Source organism: Tardibacter chloracetimidivorans, assembly GCF_001890385.1.
Lineage (GTDB): Bacteria > Pseudomonadota > Alphaproteobacteria > Sphingomonadales > Sphingomonadaceae > Tardibacter > Tardibacter chloracetimidivorans.
Genome location: NZ_CP018221.1, coordinates 358,305 through 374,976, shown reverse-complemented (window position 1 = coordinate 374,976; position 16,672 = coordinate 358,305). Strand labels below are relative to the sequence as shown.

The window sequence follows — 16,672 nt, the reverse complement described above, 5'->3', positions numbered from 1 at the left end:
CCCCCGCGGCGATTCCATCCGGCAACCGCCTATACGCGCGCGCCTGAACACCGGCTGAGCGGGGTTATACCGGATCAGATCAATAACCAAGATTCTTGAGCGCTATGCGGAAGAGATAGGTGTTCGCCCGGCGGGCGTCGCCGGTGGTCACATAGTCGCGCCGCCAGGTGACGCCGAACTCAAAGCATTCGTCCTCATAGGCAAGGCCGACCCGGTGGCGGATCGGCTCGAAACCGTCGGCGATGGTGAGCGGGTCTTCGCGCCGGGAGGTGAGATCGACGATGGTGGAACCATAGACCGACCAGTAGCGAGCAAATCTCCAGCGCGCGCCCAGCCGGATTTCCTCCCTGTCTCCAAGGTCTTCAAGGAGGATGTTGCGATCAAGTCTCAGATAACCGACGGTGACATAGGTCTGCCTGGTGCCGACCGTGGCGTTGATCTCGTTGCGGCGGAGGGCGAGATTGTCCTTGTCCAGCCGGAAGCGGTGGATGATCGATACATAGTCGCGCCAGCGAAAGGTGGTGCGGCCCACGAAATCGGAGAAGCGATCGGTCAGACCGGTGCCCTGCGGGAACAGCGAGGGCTTGTCCGTCAGACGATAGCTTTGCCCGACGACGCTTCGCACCGAAAATCCGGGCACGTTGAGCGACCATTCCGCGCCCCAGGTGACGCGCGAGCCGTCTTCCCACCGGTCATATCCGGGGAAACGGTTGAGCGCGAACAGGTTGGAATCCTCCAGGTCCACCGCCCGCGAATCCTCGTTCGGGATCGACAGGTTGCTGGTGCCGGGCGACCCGACGAACTGGATTCGCGGCGTGAGCGTCTGGATGCCGCCAAGCGCCGGACCGGCAAGCGGCCAGCTTATGTCGACCGCCGCCGCCGCTATGCCGCGCGTCTGCCAGCCCTCCTCGCCGCGATAGAGCGCATTGGCCGTCAGCGCCGATTGCTCGGTCTGATACACGTCGCCACGGGCGAAGCCGGTAAGCGTCACCACCTGGCCCATCGGCGTATATTTCCGCATGTCCCATTGTACGCTGGCGAGCGCGCGGCGCGTGTCCTGCCCGTCGGTCCGCACCAGCGAGAGGCTGTTGGCATGGACTTCCAGGCGACCGCCAGCAACCGGGCTGGACGGCTGCCAGCGATAGTCGATGGCGGGAAGGGCGAAGGGCTGCTGCCCCTGATCGTCATTGGTCCGCAGCGACTGCACGGCCCATCCGGCGATGGACAGATAGCTTTCCAGGCCGATCCGCTCGACCTCGGCGAAGCTGCGCAGCCGGTCGTCGCGCGAAATGTCATAGCGGCGCAGGAAGGTGTCGTCGGTCGTCACCCGGCCCGAAAAGCTCATCCGCCACAATGGATCGAACTGGAACCGGCCGTTGCCGTATACATAGCCGCGCAGGTCGCGCTCGCTTGCGCCGGGCAGCGGCAGTTCCGACGCGGGAACGCGCGAGCCATAGGTGCCGATGCCGCCGATCTTGAACGGCCCCATCGACGTCATGCGCCGATATTCCACCTCCAGCGCAGGCAGCACTTCGGTGTAGACATGGGGCGTGACCGTCAGGTCATGCGACTGCGAAAGCGACAGATAATAGGGAAATGAAAGCTCAACGCCGTTGACGCGGCTGATCCGCACGTCCGGCACCAGAAGGCCGCTTCCGCTCGCCCCGCTGCCATCCGGGTGCGACATGCGCGGAAGCCAGATCAGCGGAACGCCCAATATCTCCATCCGCGCATCGCGATAGAAGATGCGGTGCCGGCTGGGGTCGTGGACGACCTCGACAGCCTTCACCTGCCACAGCGGCGTCGTGGGACAGCCATCGGAGTTAACGACGTCGCAGGGCGAATAGACGGCATGGCTCAGCACGGTGCGGCCGTCCGTCCGGCTGCCGGAGCGCGCGGCGATGCGGCCGCCGCGTTCCAGCACCAGGAGGATGTTGTCGACGACGGCGTCCCTCAGCGTATCGGTCAGCTCGACCCGGTCGCCATAGGCGGTGTCGCCTTCCGCCGTGGTGGCGGCGACGTTGCCCGTGGCGATGACGCGGCCGGTCGTCCTGTCCCAGCTTACCTGATCGGCGCGGACGCGATTGCCCTCGCTCATCATCCGGACATTGCCCGATGCGACGACCGTCTCGGCCTCGGAATCATAATCGAGCTTGTCGGCCTTGAAATCGATCACCCGCGACTCGCCTTCCGCCGGAGCCGGGGCGGGATTGTCGCCGGTCGCCGTCTGCGCCATGGCGGACGGAGCCAGGGCAGAGGTTGCAAGCAGGCTGAAAAGCAGGGAACGGGTCAGCCGCAAACCTCGGGCTCCAGTCGTCAACGGGTCGAACCGGCTAATGCACCGGCTTGGCTGCCGCTGCAATGCCTCTCGGCGCAGCCGCCCTCTTTGACGCGCCGATCTATCCGTTTATGGATATTGGGTGTTTCAGCGTCAGAGGTGCGTTTCATGAAGATCGGCTTTGCGTCCAGTGGCCCGGAGGATGTCCATGCGCTTGCGGTGCTGGTGGGCAAGGATCGCGCCCTCACGCCTCCGGCCGAAGCGGCCGATCAGGCGACCGGCGGACAGCTGCGGCGCGCGCTTGCGGCCTCCCGCTTCGACGGCGATGCTGCCCAGCTGGCGGAGGTGCTTGCCCCTTATGGGATGACCGCGTCCCGGCTGCTGGCTGTCGGCACCGGAGCGCCCGGCAAGGCCGATCGCGGGCTTTACGAAAAGATCGGCGGCGCGCTGGCCGCCCGGCTGCTCAGCTCGGGCGAGACGCATCTGGTGGTGGACGTGACGGGGACCGAAAGCTCCGCCGAGCTCAACCCGGCCGCGTCGATCGCGCTGGGCGCGGTGCTCCGAAGCTGGCGGCACGACGAATATCGCACCAAGCTGCCTGAAAAGCGCAAGCCGACACTGGCGCGCATCACGATCGTCGGCGGCGCGCCGGAAACGGAGCAGCTTTTCCAGCGGATGGAGTCGGTTGCGCAAGGCGTCTTCCTGACGCGCGAACTGGTCACCCAGCCCGCCAACATCATCTATCCCCAAAGCTTCGTGGAGCGCTGTCGTCACCTGACCGAACTGGGCGTCGAGATCACCGTGCTGGACGAGGACGACATGCGCAAGCTGGGCATGGGCGCGCTGTTGGGCGTGTCCCAGGGCTCCGAACGGCCCGCCCGGCTTCTCGCCATGCGCTGGGACGGCAGCGGGGGTGCTGTGAAAAAGCCCGTCGCCCTCATCGGCAAGGGCGTGACCTTCGATACCGGCGGCATATCCATCAAGCCCGCCGCCGGGATGGAGGAAATGAAATGGGATATGGGCGGCGCGGGCGCGGTCGCAGGCGCGATGAAGGCGCTGGCGCTGCGCAAGGCGCGCGCGCATGTCGTCGGCATCTGCGGGCTGGTGGAAAACATGCCGTCGGGCAACGCGCAGCGGCCGGGCGATGTCGTCACCACAATGTCGGGTCAGACGGTGGAGGTGATCAACACCGACGCCGAAGGGCGGCTGGTGCTGTGCGACGCGATCACCTGGGCGCAGCGCGAATACAAGCCCGAGGTGATCGTCGACCTTGCGACGTTGACGGGGGCGATGGTGATCTCGCTCGGGCATGAATATGCGGGTGTTTTCTCGAATGATGACAAGCTGGCGGAACAACTGACGGCGGCGGGAACGGCAACCGGCGACCTGCTGTGGCGTTTTCCGCTGGGCGAGGCCTATGACAAGCAGATCGAAAGCCAGATCGCCGACATGAAGAATGTGGGTCCGCGTTATGGCGGGTCGATAACGGCCGCGCAGTTCATCAAGCGCTTTGTCGAGGAAGGCGTGAAATGGGCGCATCTCGACATTGCCGGAACGGTATGGGCGGCAAAGCCGGCCGCGCTGTGGGAAAAGGGCGCGACCGGATATGGCGTGCGCCTGCTCGACCAGTTCATTTCCGCCAATCACGAGATCGGATGACGCCTTGCGGGTGGATTTCTACCACCTGACCCGCACGCCGGTGGAGGCCGTGCTTCCCCGGCTGCTGGAAAAGGTGGTGTCCGGCGGCGAGCGGGCGCTGGTGGTGGCCGGGGACGCGGGGCTGCTGGCCCGGCTGGACGAGCAGCTCTGGCGCTATGAGCCGGCGTCCTTCCTCCCGCACGGCATCGCCGGCGGGGGTGATGAGGCGGCGCAGCCGATCCTGCTCGGCACGCGCGCCGAGGCGCTGAACGGGGCGCGTCACCTGCTGGTGGCGGATGGCGCATGGCCGGAAGGCGCGGAGACGTTCGAGCGTGTGTTCTTCCTTTTCGACGAGACGAGCATCGCCGGTGCGCGCGCTGAATGGCGGCGGCTGGGCCAGCCGAAGCGCTATTGGAAGCAGGACGAGCGGAGCCGCTGGGTCGAAGGGCCATGAGCTGAAAGGGGGCGATTGCCTTTGTCGGCGCACGCGGCTAGAGACGCGCAACTTTCAATCCAGCCTTAATATGGAGCGCGTGCCGCCATGGCGACCGAACGCACTTTTTCGATCATCAAACCCGATGCCACCCGCCGCAATCTGACCGGCAAGGTCACCGCCAAGCTGGAAGAAGCAGGGCTGCGCGTTGTCGCGTCCAGGCGCATCCGCATGACCAGGGAACAGGCCGAGGGCTTTTACGGCGTGCATCGCGAGCGGCCGTTCTTCAACGATCTGGTCGCCTTCATGACGTCAGGCCCGGTGGTGGTGCAGGTGCTTGAGGGCGAGGACGCCGTGGCCCGCAACCGCGAGGTGATGGGCGCGACCAATCCCGCTCAAGCCGACGAAGGCACTATCCGCAAGGAGTTCGCCGAATCGATCGAAGCCAATTCGGTCCATGGTTCCGACAGCCCTGAAAACGCGAAGATCGAGATCGACTTCTTCTTCAAGCCCGAAGAGATCGTCGGCTGAAAAGCCTCTGAGGGCGTCATCCCGAACTTGTTTCGGAATCCAGGAAAATCGCGGTCGCAGGACTGAACCCTGTTGTGTTCATGGATGCTGAAGCAAGTTCAGCATGACGGCGTCCTCGGGTGAGCCTCGGATCTAAAACCCCAGTACCCGCTGGCCTTCAACCCTGAGCCTGCCTGAAGCGAGCGCGGCCAGGGCCTGCGGATAGAGGCGGTGTTCCTCCACCAGCACGCGGGCGGCGAGCGCGTCCGGCGTGTCGTCGTCCATCACCGGCACTGCGGCCTGGGCGATGATCGGGCCGCTGTCGAGTTCCGGCGTGACGAGATGGACCGTGCAGCCGTGGAGCCTGCACCCCGCCGCGATGGCGCGGGCGTGCGTGTCCACCCCTTTGAAGCTGGGCAGCAGCGATGGGTGGATGTTGATCATCCGGCCTTCCCATGCGGCAACGAAATCGTCCGACAGCAGCCGCATATAGCCTGCGAGCGCCACGAGATCGCATCCGGCGTCACGCAAGATCGCGTCTACCTTTGCGTCGAACAGCGCCCGTCCGCCATGCCCGCGATGATCGAGTGAAGCCGTTGGAACGCCTGCCGCCTCGGCAATCGCGAGGCCGGGCGCATCGGCGACATTGGAAAAGACGAGCGCCACCTCATAGGGGCAGCCCGGCGCTTGCGCTGCGGCCACAAGCGCGCTCATGTTCGATCCGCGCCCGGAAATCAGAATGCCGACGCGCTTGCGTTCAGCCATGGTGGGTGGCGGTCCAGCTCGTCCGCGCGCTCCAGACCTCGGCCGAACCGGCGACCGTGCAGCCCCTTGGCGCTTCCGTAATCGCGCCGATGCGGTACACCGTCTCGCCCGCCGCCTCCAGCGCCTCCGTCACCGACGAGGCCTCGCTTCCCGCGACCACCACGGCCATCCCGACGCCGCAGTTGAAGGTGCGCGCCATCTCCTCCGGCTCGATATTGCCCTGCGCCTGGAGAAAGGCCATCAGGCGGGGCTGCGGCCAAAGGTCCGCGTCGACATGGGCGTGCAGGCCTTCCGGCAGGACACGCGGCAGGTTTTCCAGCAATCCGCCGCCGGTGATGTGCGCGAGCGCGTGAATCCGCTTTTCCCTGACAAGCGGAAGGAGCGACTTCACATAGATTCGGGTGGGCGCGAGCAGCGCGTCGATCAACAGCACATTCTGGTCGAAGAGCGCAGGGCGATTGAGCTTCCATGCCTTGTCGGCCGCGAGGCGACGCACCAGCGAATAGCCGTTGGAGTGGACGCCCGACGACGCCAGGCCAAGGATCACATCGCCGCTGCGCACCCTGTCGGCGGTCAGCACATCGTCGCGCTCGACCGCGCCCACCGAAAAACCAGCCAGATCATATTCGCCGTCCGGATACATGCCGGGCATTTCGGCCGTCTCGCCGCCGATCAGCGCGCAACCGGCGATGCGGCAGCCCTCGGCGACGCCCGCGACGACCTGTTCGGCGACTCCATTGTCCAGCCGTCCGGTGGCGAAATAATCGAGGAAGAACAACGGCTCCGCGCCCTGAACGACAAGGTCGTTCACGCACATGGCGACCAGATCGACGCCCACCCCGTCATGGCGGTTATGGTCTATCGCGAGCTTGAGCTTGGTGCCGACCCCGTCCGTCGCCGCCACCAGCAGCGGGTCCTTGTATCCGGCAGCGCGCGGATCGAAGAATGCGCCGAAGCCGCCGAGGTCGGCGTTCGCGCCGGGACGGGCCGTGGCCCTGGCGAGCGGGGCGATCGCCTTCACCAGCGCGTTTCCGGCGGCGATCGACACCCCGGCCTTTGCATAGGTGTAGCCGCTTTGCGATGCGTCTTTGCTGTCGGTCATGATCGCGCGATAGCCGCTTCGGCGGACGATTTCCACAAGCGAGACCGGCCCGACCCGATGTTTTCGGAAAATCGGTTCCCACCGCCGGGAATCATGTTCTAAAGACAGCGTCGATGTCCGTGACCCGCGCCCGTTTTCCCCGCCGATACGCCTTTGTCGCCGCCGCGTTGCTGGCGAGCGCGGGCGGGGCCGTCATCGCGCAGCAGGATGGGGATTCGGGACCCGTCGCGCTTGCCGACGACAGTTCCGGCGCGTTCGAGGTGGCGGGAATCGAGGTGGACGTCACCGCCAAATCGCCCGATGCGGCGCGCATGGCCGGCTTTCGCGAGGCGCAGCGGCAGGGCTGGAAGATGCTGTTCGCGCGGATGACGGGCAAGCCGGTAACGGCTTCGCCCAGCCTTTCGGACAGCACGCTCGACGGGCTGGTTTCCGGAATTGTGGTGGAGAAGGAGCAGATCGGCTCCACCCGCTATATCGCGCGGCTTGGCGTTCTGTTCGACCGGGCGAGGGCAGGGCAGTTGCTGGGGGTGCAGGGGCAGGTGATGCGATCACCCCCGATGCTCACCATACCGGTGCTGATGGACGGCAGCGCGGCCCGGACATTCGAGGCGCGGACGCCGTGGCTCACGGCATGGGCGCGCTTTCGCGCCGGCGCGAGCCCGATAGACTATATCAGGCCGACGGGCGCGGGCGCCGACCCCCTGCTGCTTTCCTATGCGCAGACCGAGCGGCCGAATCGCGACTGGTGGCTGAACATCCTCGATCTTTACGGCGCGTCCGACGTGCTGGTGGCTGAGGCGCGGCTGGACCGCGAATATCCGGGCGGTCCCGTGATCGGCCGCTTTACCGCCCGCCACGGCCCGGACGGGCTCGTCATCAAGCGGTTCGCGCTTCGCACCAACGCCGCCGCCGGGCTGGACGCGATGCTGGACGAAGCGGTCCGCCGGATCGACGAGGCCTATGTCGAGGCGCTGCGCGACGGGCGGCTGAGGCCGGACCCGTCGCTCAAGTTCGAGGATGTCGCCGATATCGACCTGTCCGCCGCGCTTGCGCCGGAAATGGCGACAGGCGGTATCGCCGGGGTGGAAGTGACGGTGGAGACGCCCGACGCCGGGCTTGTGGCTGCGATCGAGAATTCGCTGCGGCAGGCGCAGGGCGTCACCGGCACGATCATCACCAGCCTGTCGCTTGGCGGCGTTTCGCGCATGCAGATCAACTATGACGGCGATTTCGCGATGCTGCGCTGGGCCCTGGACCAGGAAGGCTGGCGGCTGGACGAAGGGGCCGACACATATCGGCTTCGCCGCCGCAGCGAGGGTGAAGCGCCGATCCCGCGTCCCGCGCCGCCGGCCCCGCCGCCCGGCGCTGTTCCGGGCGAGGGCGGCCCCGAGAACCTGCTGCCGGGAACGGATTGACCGGTGACGGGGCAGATCGCGCTTCCGCTGGACTGGGCCTCGGCCAGCGGTGAGGCCGATTTCATCGTATCGGACGCAAACGCAGCCGCGGTCCGTCACCTGGAGCATTGGTCGCTGTGGCCGGTGCGGGCGTCGCTGCTGACCGGCCCTCCAAAATCGGGCCGGAGCCATCTGGGCCGCATCTTCCAGCACTGGTCGTCGGGCGATGTCATCGACGACGCCGACCTTGCCGACGAACAGATGATTTTCCATGCGTGGAACCGGGCGCAGGAATTGCGCCGTCCGCTGCTCATCATCGCAAGCGCAGCGCCGCCGCTCTGGCAAATCGCCTTGCCCGACCTGGCGTCAAGGCTCAAAGCCACACCATCTGTCGCGATCGGCGCGCCCGACGATGCGCTGCTGACGGCGGTGATGTCGAAGCAGTTCCACGATCGTGGCCTTCAGCCGTCGCCCGAGGTGGTGCATTATATCCTCGCACGGATAGAACGCAGCTTTTCCGGCATTGCCGAGGTGGTGGCCGCGCTGGACACGGCCGCGCTTTCCGCCCACCGCAGGATCACCGTCCCGCTGGCGAGAAACGTGCTTTTCAGCCTTGGTGTCATCGACGATTCATAATCGCTGGCGTAATATGCCGCGTTATGGAACTTGTCGTCGATAACCCCTATCCCAATTCGTCGCCTTCTCCGCTGCGCGATCGCTATTTCAACCGCGAGCTTTCGTGGCTGGCGTTCAATTTTCGCGTGCTGGAAGAAGCGTGCAACCCGCGCCACCCGCTGCTTGAGCGGCTGCGCTTCCTCTCGATTTCGGGAAGCAATCTCGACGAGTTCTTCATGGTCCGTGTTGCAGGCCTGAAAGGGCAGCAGCTTCAAGGGGTTGAGGAGCGTAGCGCAGACGGGCTGACACCCGTCCAGCAACTGGCCGCCATCGGCGTCAAGGCTGACGAACTGATGGCCCGCCAGCAGGGAATCTGGGCCCAGCTCAAGCAGGAACTGGCCGAGGCGGAGTTCCATGTGCTGGACGCGAGCGATCTTGGCAATGAAGACACGGCCTGGTTGCAGGACCATTTCAACGAGCAGATTTTTCCGGTGCTGACGCCGCAGGCGATCGACCCGGCGCATCCCTTTCCGTTCGTGCCGAACAAGGGCTTCGGCCTTGTGTTCGACCTGAAGGCGAAGGGGCGCGGCGAACTGATCCGCGAGCTTTTGATGCTGCCGGCCTCGCTGCCGCGCTTCGTCCAGCTGCCCGGCGACGAAGTCAGGTTCGTCTCCCTCGAATCGGTGGTGCGTTGCTTCACCAAGCAGATATTCCCCGACTATCAGCTTGTCGGCGACGGCGCGTTCCGGATCATCCGCGACAGCGACATCGAGGTGGAGGAAGAGGCCGAGGATCTGGTCCGCTATTTCCGCAACGCCCTACAGCGCCGCCGCCGGGGCCGCGTGATCCGGCTGAAGCTGGAACGGGGCATGCCCAGCGATCTGACCGCGCTGCTGCTGGATTCGCTGACGGAGGGCGATGCGATCATCACCGAAGTGGACGGCATCATCGGCATCGGCGACGTGTCGCAGCTTGTCGACTGCGATCGGCCGGACCTGAAGTTCCTGCCTTATACGCCGCGTTTTCCCGAGCGAATCCGGGAGCATGACGGCGATTGCTTCGCCGCCATCAAGGCCAAGGACATCATCGTCCACCATCCCTATGAAAGCTTTGACGTGGTGCTCGCCTTCCTGCGCCAGGCGGCGGCCGACCCGGATGTGGTCGCGATCAAGCAGACGCTCTATCGCGCGGGCAAGCAATCGGCGGTCATACGCGCGCTGATCGACGCGGCCGAGGCGGGCAAGTCGGTGACGGCCGTGGTGGAGATCAAGGCGCGCTTCGACGAGGAGCAGAACCTCGTCTGGGCGGCGGCGCTGGAACGCGCCGGGGTGCAGGTCGTCTACGGCTTCATCGAATGGAAGACCCACGCCAAGGTATCGATGGTGGTCCGGAGGGAAGCCGATGGATTCCGCACCTATTGCCACTTCGGCACCGGCAATTATCACCCGATAACGGCGCGAATCTACACGGACCTGAGCTTCTTCACCGCCAACCCGAAGATCGGGCGCGATGCCGCGCAGTTGTTCAACTACATCACCGGCTATGTGACCCCGGTGGAACTGAACTCGCTCGTGATATCGCCGCTCAGCCTGCGCGAGAAGATATGCGAGGAGATCGACCGGGAGATCGCGTTCGCGGCGGAAGGGCGGCCAGCCTCGATCTGGGCAAAGATGAACTCGCTGGTCGATCCTGCGATCATCGAAAAACTGTATGAGGCGAGCGAGGCCGGGGTCGAGATCGATTTGGTCGTGCGCGGCATCTGCTGCCTCCGGCCCGGCGTGGAGGGCATGTCGTCGCGAATCAGGATTCGGTCCATCGTCGGCCGGTTCCTGGAGCACAGCCGCATCATGGTGTTCGGCAATGGCGAGCCGCTGCCGTCTCCGCTCGCCAAGGTCTATATTTCCTCGGCCGACTGGATGAACCGCAATTTCGACCGGCGGGTGGAATATCTGCTGCCGATCGAAAATCCCACCGTCCATGCGCAGGTGCTGGATCAGGTGATGGTCGCCAATCTGCTGGACAATGAGCAGAGCTGGACGTTGCAGCCGGACGGCGTGTACGAACGCATAAAAACCACCGGCAAACGATTTAATTTGCACGATTATTTCATGACGAATCCGAGCCTTTCAGGCCGGGGCGCGGCGCTCCGGTCGCACGGGCCGGTGCCGCAGCTCACCATCGGCCGGCAATAAAGCTGGCGGCCCCGGTGGCGAGGCGCTAATCGGCAAGTGCCATGTCGTCGCGATTCCCCCGGATGCTGAAACCGCTGGAGGTCGAGTCCGACCCTGTGACGGCGGTCGGTCCGCAGGCGATCATCGACATCGGTTCCAATTCCATCCGTCTTGTCGTCTGGCAGGATGGCGGCCGGGTGCCGCCCGTGATGTTCAATGAAAAGCTGATGGCGGGGCTGGGGCGCGGCCTTCGCGAGACCGGACGCCTGGAAGAAGATGCGATGGCGGCGGGCGAACGCGCACTTGCGCGCTTTGCCGGGCTGGCGCGAAGCATCGGCGTTTCGCGGCTGAGAGCGGTCGCAACGGCCGCCGTGCGGCAGGCGTCCAACGGTCCTGATTTCGTCGACCGGGTCCAGCGTGCAACGGGCCTGCGGATAGAGGTTTTGAGCGGGGATGCCGAAGCGGCCGCATCCGCCAGCGGCGTGATTGCGGGGATTCCGGGCGCGGACGGCATCGTCGGCGATCTGGGCGGCGGCAGCCTGGAGCTTGTGCGCGTGGCGGGCGGGAAGGTGCATGAACGCATTTCCCTGCCGTTCGGTTCGCTTGGAATCACCGATATACGCGCGCGCGGGCCGCATGTGCTGGAGCGCGTTCTTGCCAAAGCACTGGCAGGCGAGAAATGGCTGGCCGAGGGGCGCGGAAAGACATTCTATGCCGTCGGCGGGTCGTGGCGGGCGCTGGCGCAGGTCCATATGGACGTCACCGACCATCCGCTGCCGATGGTGCATCAATATCCGCTGCCCCGGCAGGCGCTGCCGCAGCTTGTGCGCTCGCTCGCGCAGATGGGTACGAAGCGGCTCAAGCAGGTCGCCAATCTTTCAGGTTCGCGTATTCAGACCCTGCCGGGGGCGGCGGCGCTGCTGTCGGCCACGGTCAGGAAGCTGGGCGCATCGCAGGTCGTCATATCCGCCTGGGGCCTGCGCGAGGGCTTGCTTTACCAGCAGCTAGACCCTGACGTTCAGGCGCTCGACCCGCTGATCGAGGCGGCGCGCGCCGAAGGCGACCGGGAAGGGCGGTTCCAGGGACAGGGCGAGGAACTGCACCAGTGGATCGCGCCGCTGTTCACCGACGAGCCGCCGGAGCTGGCCCGCCTTCGCCACGCAGCCTGCCTGCTTGCCGATGTCGCATGGCGGGCGCACCCCGATTTCCGTCCCGACCGGGGGCTGGAGTTTGCGCTGCACGGCAATTGGGTAGGGATCGACGGCTTCGGGCGGGCGCTGCTGGGCGCGGCGCTGTTCGCCAATTTCGGCGGCCCCGCGGAACATGAATCGACCGCTCTGCTCGGCCGGCTCGCCGATCCCGAATCGCTCCATCGCGCCCGCTGCTGGGGGCTTGCCCTGCGGCTGGGGCTGCGGATCACCGGCGGCCCCGCGCATGAGCTGAAACATATCGAGCTGTCGCGCGGCGATGGCGTGCTGCTGATGCAGCTGCCATCGAGCAAAAAGATGCTTTATGGCGAAGCGATCGGCCGCCGACACCGGACGCTGGCGAATGCCATGGCGCTGGAGGCGAAGGTCTCCTTCGCCTGATCAGCCGCAGGTGACGCGGACGATCTTGTCGTTTTCATCCAGTTCGACGTTCACCCGGTCTTGCCGAAAATCCATGGTGACGGCCTGGCCGGGCCGGGTGACCCGCATCGCGCGCGATCCGGTGGATTCCTGCACGCTTGCGGCAAGTTCCACCGTGTAGCTCTGGTTCACTGCGAACTGTCCCTTGGAGGCGTCGCAATTGCCCGTCGGTTCGGGAATGGGGGGAGAGGCGGTCGCGCAGGATGCCAGCAGCCCGGCCACTGACAGCACAGCCAATCGATTCATCCTCATGTCTCGCTCCTTTCCATGCGGGTCATGCGCAGCCGGCCGTCCACTATGGCGAAGGCCAGCCGCCCCTCCACCAGATCGATCGCGTCGCTTCCGAACACGTCGCGCCGCCAGCCGTCAAGCACGGCAAGACCCTCGCGTTGACCGGCGGCGATCGCTTCCAGATCGTCGCTGCGTGCGATCAGCTTTGCGGCGACATCGGCCTCCTTCGACCTGATCTTGAGCAGCAGCTTCAACAGATCGGCGATAAGCGCGGAATCCTTGCCCATGCCGGGGCGCGCGCCGTCGCGCTGCGGCATTTCATCCGGATCGAGCGGCCCCGCAGACTGCAACGCCTCGACAAGCCGCCGCCCGATGTCGTTCGTCGCCCATCCGGACGAAAGCCCCCGCACGCGACCAAGGTCCGCCTGGGTGCGGGGCGGGGAAAGGGCCAGGTCGCCCAGCGTGTCGTCCTTGACGATGCGGCCCTTGGGAATGTCCTTCGATTGCGCCTCGCGTTCCCTCCAGGCTGCAAGCGCCTTCAGCCGCCCCAGGGTTTCGGCCTTGCGGTTGGGCAGGCGCAGCTTGCGCCAGGCCATTTCGGGGTCGTTGGCATAGGTGGACGGGTCCGCCAGCCGGTGCATCTCCTCGTCCAGCCACGCGCCGCGCCCGGTCTTCTTCAGCCGGTTCAACATCTTGGGGAACAGGGTGGCGAGATGGGTGACGTCGGAAATGGCGTAGTCCAGCTGTCGCGTTTCCAGCGGACGGCGGCTCCAGTCGGTAAAGCGCGCGCCCTTGTCCACCTGATGGCCGAGATAGCTTTCGACCAGGCTTGAATAGCCGACCTGCTCGCCCAGCCCCAGCGCCATGGCGGCGACCTGCGTGTCGAACATCGGCCAGGGAGTCTTGCGGGTGAGGTTATAGATGATCTCAAGGTCCTGCGCGCCGGCGTGGAGGACCTTCAGCACATCCTCATTCTCGACCAGCAGATCGAGCAGAGGCTTCAGGTCCAGGCCGGGGGCCTTGGGGTCTATCGCAGCCGCCTCTTCGGACGAGGCGATCTGGATCAGGCACAGGTCGGGCCAATAGGTGTTCTCGCGCATGAATTCCGTGTCGACGGCAACGAAATCGGCCGTCGCAAGGCGGGAACAGAGCTTTTCAAGGGTAGCGGTGTCGCTGATCAACGGGTGAAGGTGCATTGCGGGGCTATAAACCAGTCTTGCCCGCCTTGACAAAGAGGCATTGCACGTGTGCATCGCGGCCACACGAACAGTTGCTGGAAACGAGAAGCCGAATGCATCCTTATCGCACGCACCATTGCGCCGAACTGCGCGCCTCCGACGTGGGGGGGAAGGTCCGCCTGTCGGGCTGGGTTCACCGCAAGCGCGACCATGGCAACCTGCTGTTCGTGGACCTGCGCGATCATCATGGCATCACCCAGATCGTGACCGACGTCGATTCGGAAGCGTTTGCGCTGATCGAGGGCGCGCGCGCGGAATCCGTGCTGACGATCACCGGCGAAGTGGTGGCGCGGTCGCCCGAGACGCTGAACCCGAACCTGCCGACCGGCGAGATCGAGGTCCGCGCACGCGAAGTGACCGTCCAGTCGGCGGCGGCTGAACTGCCGATGCCGGTGGCGGGCGAGCAGGAATATCCGGAGGATATCCGCCTCAAATACCGCTATCTGGACCTGCGGCGCGAGCGGCTGCACCGCAATATCGTGCTTCGCTCCAACGTCATCGCATCGCTGCGGCGGCGGATGATCGAGAGGGGCTTCACCGAGTTCCAGACGCCGATCCTGACGGCCTCCTCGCCCGAAGGCGCGCGCGACTATCTGGTACCCAGCCGCGTGCATCCGGGCAAGTTCTACGCGCTGCCGCAGGCACCGCAGATGTTCAAGCAGCTGCTGATGGTGGCGGGATTCGATCGCTATTTCCAGATCGCGCCCTGCTTCCGCGACGAGGATGCGCGGGCGGACCGTTCACCGGGCGAGTTCTACCAGCTCGACTTCGAGATGAGCTTCGTCACTCAGGACGATGTGTTCGCCGCGATCGAGCCGGTGCTGCACGGCGTGTTCGAAGAGTTCGGGGCCGGCCGCACGGTCACGCCAGCACCGTTCCCGCGCATTCCGTACCGGGAATCGATGCTGAAATACGGCAATGACAAGCCGGACCTGCGCAACCCGATAGAGATCGTCGACGTCACCGATCATTTCCGTGGATCGGGCTTCGGGCTGTTCTCCCGCATCGTGGAGGGCGGGGGCGTCGTGCGCGCCGTTCCGGCACCCAGGGCGGGCGAGCGCAGCCGCAAGTTCTTCGACGACATGAACGACTGGGCGCGCGGCGAAGGCCATGCCGGGCTTGGCTATATCAACATCAAGGGCGGCGAGGCGGGCGGCCCTATCGCCAAGAATCACGGCGAGGAAGGCACCGCAAAGCTGATCGCAGCGCTTGGCCTTGGCCCCGACGACGGCGTATTTTTCGCCGCAGGCAAGGAAAAGGACGCGGCGAAGCTCGCCGGACTTGCACGCACCCGCGTTGGGGAGGAACTGGGCCTGATCGAGGAGAACGCCTTCCGCTTCTGCTGGATCGTCGATTTCCCGATGTATGAATATGACGAGGACGCGAAGAAGGTGGATTTCAGCCACAACCCCTTCTCGATGCCGCAGGGCGAGCTGGAGGCGCTGGAGACGAAAGACCCGCTCGACATCCTCGCCTATCAGTACGACATAGTGTGCAACGGCGTGGAGCTTTCCTCGGGCGCGATCCGGAACCACAGGCCCGACATCATGTACAAGGCGTTCGAGATCGCCGGGTACAGCAGGGAAGATGTCGATACCAATTTCGCGGGCATGATCAACGCCTTCAAGTTCGGTGCGCCGCCGCACGGCGGATCGGCGCCGGGCGTGGACCGCATCGTCATGCTGCTGGCGGACGAGCCGAATATCCGTGAGGTGATCGTCTTCCCGATGAACCAGAAGGCGGAGGACCTGATGATGGGCGCGCCCGCCGAGGTGACGGCGCGGCAATTACGGGAACTTCATATTCGCGTGGTAGAGCCGCAGAAATCTTGACGCGGAACGGAGCGTCCGACGGTGACCATCGACCTCAAGGACTATGAACGGGGCGAGCACATCGACCCGGACAAATACGAGAAAAAGCTCGCCAAGCTGCAGAAGCGGCTGGGGCGCATTCAGGTGTCGCACATCCTGCACAAGCGGCGGGCGATCATGGTGCTGGAGGGCTGGGACGCGGCGGGCAAGGGCGGAATCATCCGCCGCGCCACCGCCCAGATGGACCCGCGCTATTTCGAGGTCTGGCCGACCAGCGCGCCGACACCCGAGGAAAAGGACCGCCACTATCTCTGGCGGTTCTGGACTCGGTTGCCCGCCAATGGCGACATCAACATCTTCGACCGGAGCTGGTACGGCCGGGTTCTGGTGGAAAGGGTGGAGGGCTTTTGCAGCGAAGCCGAATGGCGGCGCGCCTATGACGAGATCAACGCCTTCGAGGCCGAACAGGTCGACGACAACACGACCATCGTCAAGCTGTTCATCCATGTGACGCAGGAAGAGCAGGACCGCCGCTTTGCCGAGCGGCTGGAGGACCCCTGGAAACGGTGGAAGACCGGCCTTGAGGATTACCGCAATCGCGCGCGGCGGGCCGAATATCTGGACGCGATTCAGGAGATGCTCGCGCGTACCAACAGCCATTGGGCGCCCTGGACGGTGATCGACGGCAACAACCAGAAGGCGGCCCGGATTGCGGCGCTGGAATCGATCGCGGAACAGCTTGAGGCGCGTGTGCCGATGATGCCGCCCGCGTGCGATCCCGAATTATGGCGCGCCGCCGAGGATGCGCTTGGAAGAAAGCTGAACGCGGACTGAGGCCGGACCGGCCGCCCGCGGTCG

At 65.3% G+C, this 16,672-nt stretch carries 14 protein-coding genes; 9 read left to right on the top strand and 5 right to left on the bottom strand.

The features are described from left to right. Positions 1-79 precede the first annotated feature (79 nt). On the bottom strand, positions 80-2,236 hold the full coding sequence (locus BSL82_RS01975; protein WP_083579295.1) for an LPS-assembly protein LptD: 2,157 nt from the start codon (positions 2,234-2,236) through the stop codon (positions 80-82). Between the two features lie 210 nt (positions 2,237-2,446). On the opposite strand from BSL82_RS01975, the gene BSL82_RS01970 reads away from it, so the two are divergent. The 3 genes from BSL82_RS01970 (at position 2,447) to ndk (ending at position 4,880) form a co-directional block, all read left to right on the top strand. After that, positions 2,447-3,937, top strand: a complete 1,491-nt coding sequence (locus BSL82_RS01970) for a leucyl aminopeptidase (protein WP_072595795.1) — start codon at positions 2,447-2,449, stop codon at positions 3,935-3,937. Positions 3,938-3,947: 10 nt separating this feature from the next. Continuing rightward, positions 3,948-4,370 (top strand): DNA polymerase III subunit chi, encoded by a 423-nt coding sequence (locus BSL82_RS01965; RefSeq protein ID WP_335743901.1) that lies wholly within the window; start codon positions 3,948-3,950, stop codon positions 4,368-4,370. An 87-nt stretch (positions 4,371-4,457) separates the two neighbouring features. Beyond that, positions 4,458-4,880: a nucleoside-diphosphate kinase gene (ndk, locus tag BSL82_RS01960; RefSeq protein ID WP_072595793.1), complete on the top strand. Its 423-nt coding sequence runs from the start codon at positions 4,458-4,460 to the stop codon at positions 4,878-4,880. A gap of 132 nt (positions 4,881-5,012) precedes the next feature. Here ndk and purN read toward each other — a convergent pair whose 3' ends face one another. Both purN and purM read right to left on the bottom strand, forming a co-directional pair. Beyond that, entirely contained in the window at positions 5,013-5,624 is a 612-nt protein-coding gene (gene purN / locus BSL82_RS01955) for a phosphoribosylglycinamide formyltransferase (protein WP_072595792.1), read from the bottom strand. After that, positions 5,617-6,726, bottom strand: a complete 1,110-nt coding sequence (gene purM, locus BSL82_RS01950; RefSeq protein WP_072598548.1) for a phosphoribosylformylglycinamidine cyclo-ligase — start codon at positions 6,724-6,726, stop codon at positions 5,617-5,619. Before purM ends, purN begins: the two co-directional genes overlap by 8 nt. Positions 6,727-6,839: 113 nt before the next feature. Here purM and BSL82_RS01945 point away from each other — a divergent pair, with 113 nt between their 5' ends. Genes BSL82_RS01945 through BSL82_RS01930 form a run of 4 tightly spaced genes read left to right on the top strand, consistent with a single transcriptional unit; the run spans position 6,840 to position 12,495 of the window. Next, positions 6,840-8,141 carry a hypothetical protein gene (locus BSL82_RS01945; RefSeq protein WP_072595791.1) on the top strand — a complete coding sequence of 434 codons (1,302 nt, stop codon included), beginning with the start codon at positions 6,840-6,842 and terminating at the stop codon, positions 8,139-8,141. Positions 8,142-8,144: 3 nt separating this feature from the next. Continuing rightward, complete coding sequence (locus BSL82_RS01940; protein WP_072595790.1) at positions 8,145-8,756, top strand: HdaA/DnaA family protein; 612 nt, start codon at positions 8,145-8,147, stop codon at positions 8,754-8,756. 23 nt (positions 8,757-8,779) lie between these two features. Beyond that, positions 8,780-10,927: an RNA degradosome polyphosphate kinase gene (locus BSL82_RS01935; RefSeq protein WP_072595789.1), complete on the top strand. Its 2,148-nt coding sequence runs from the start codon at positions 8,780-8,782 to the stop codon at positions 10,925-10,927. A 41-nt stretch (positions 10,928-10,968) separates the two neighbouring features. Continuing rightward, the gene (locus BSL82_RS01930) at positions 10,969-12,495 is read left to right on the top strand and encodes a Ppx/GppA family phosphatase (RefSeq protein WP_072595788.1); all 1,527 of its coding nucleotides are present in this window, start codon (positions 10,969-10,971) and stop codon (positions 12,493-12,495) included. Here BSL82_RS01930 and BSL82_RS01925 read toward each other — a convergent pair whose 3' ends face one another. After that, positions 12,496-12,765: an I78 family peptidase inhibitor gene (locus BSL82_RS01925; protein WP_226998681.1), complete on the bottom strand. Its 270-nt coding sequence runs from the start codon at positions 12,763-12,765 to the stop codon at positions 12,496-12,498. Positions 12,766-12,782: 17 nt separating this feature from the next. Then, entirely contained in the window at positions 12,783-13,961 is a 1,179-nt protein-coding gene (gene rnd / locus BSL82_RS01920) for a ribonuclease D (protein ID WP_072595786.1), read from the bottom strand. Positions 13,962-14,056: 95 nt separating this feature from the next. Between rnd and aspS the strand changes: the two genes are divergently transcribed. Both aspS and BSL82_RS01910 read left to right on the top strand, forming a co-directional pair. Then, positions 14,057-15,835, top strand: coding sequence for an aspartate--tRNA ligase (gene aspS, locus BSL82_RS01915; protein WP_072595785.1), 1,779 nt, complete (start codon positions 14,057-14,059; stop codon positions 15,833-15,835). 21 nt (positions 15,836-15,856) lie between these two features. Next, positions 15,857-16,648: a polyphosphate kinase 2 family protein gene (locus BSL82_RS01910; protein WP_072595784.1), complete on the top strand. Its 792-nt coding sequence runs from the start codon at positions 15,857-15,859 to the stop codon at positions 16,646-16,648. Positions 16,649-16,672 lie beyond the last annotated feature (24 nt).

What these genes read in the sequence shown, in the direction of transcription:
- purN (WP_072595792.1), bottom strand. Translation starts at nt 5,624, where the DNA reads ATGGCTGAACGCAAGCGCGTCGGCATTCTGATTTCCGGGCGCGGATCG.
- rnd (WP_072595786.1), bottom strand. Translation starts at nt 13,961, where the DNA reads ATGCACCTTCACCCGTTGATCAGCGACACCGCTACCCTTGAAAAGCTC.
- ndk (WP_072595793.1), top strand. Translation starts at nt 4,458, where the DNA reads ATGGCGACCGAACGCACTTTTTCGATCATCAAACCCGATGCCACCCGC.
- BSL82_RS01930 (WP_072595788.1), top strand. Translation starts at nt 10,969, where the DNA reads ATGTCGTCGCGATTCCCCCGGATGCTGAAACCGCTGGAGGTCGAGTCC.
- BSL82_RS01975 (WP_083579295.1), bottom strand. Translation starts at nt 2,236, where the DNA reads ATGGCGCAGACGGCGACCGGCGACAATCCCGCCCCGGCTCCGGCGGAA.
- BSL82_RS01970 (WP_072595795.1), top strand. Translation starts at nt 2,447, where the DNA reads ATGAAGATCGGCTTTGCGTCCAGTGGCCCGGAGGATGTCCATGCGCTT.
- BSL82_RS01945 (WP_072595791.1), top strand. Translation starts at nt 6,840, where the DNA reads ATGTCCGTGACCCGCGCCCGTTTTCCCCGCCGATACGCCTTTGTCGCC.
- aspS (WP_072595785.1), top strand. Translation starts at nt 14,057, where the DNA reads ATGCATCCTTATCGCACGCACCATTGCGCCGAACTGCGCGCCTCCGAC.
- purM (WP_072598548.1), bottom strand. Translation starts at nt 6,726, where the DNA reads ATGACCGACAGCAAAGACGCATCGCAAAGCGGCTACACCTATGCAAAG.
- BSL82_RS01935 (WP_072595789.1), top strand. Translation starts at nt 8,780, where the DNA reads ATGGAACTTGTCGTCGATAACCCCTATCCCAATTCGTCGCCTTCTCCG.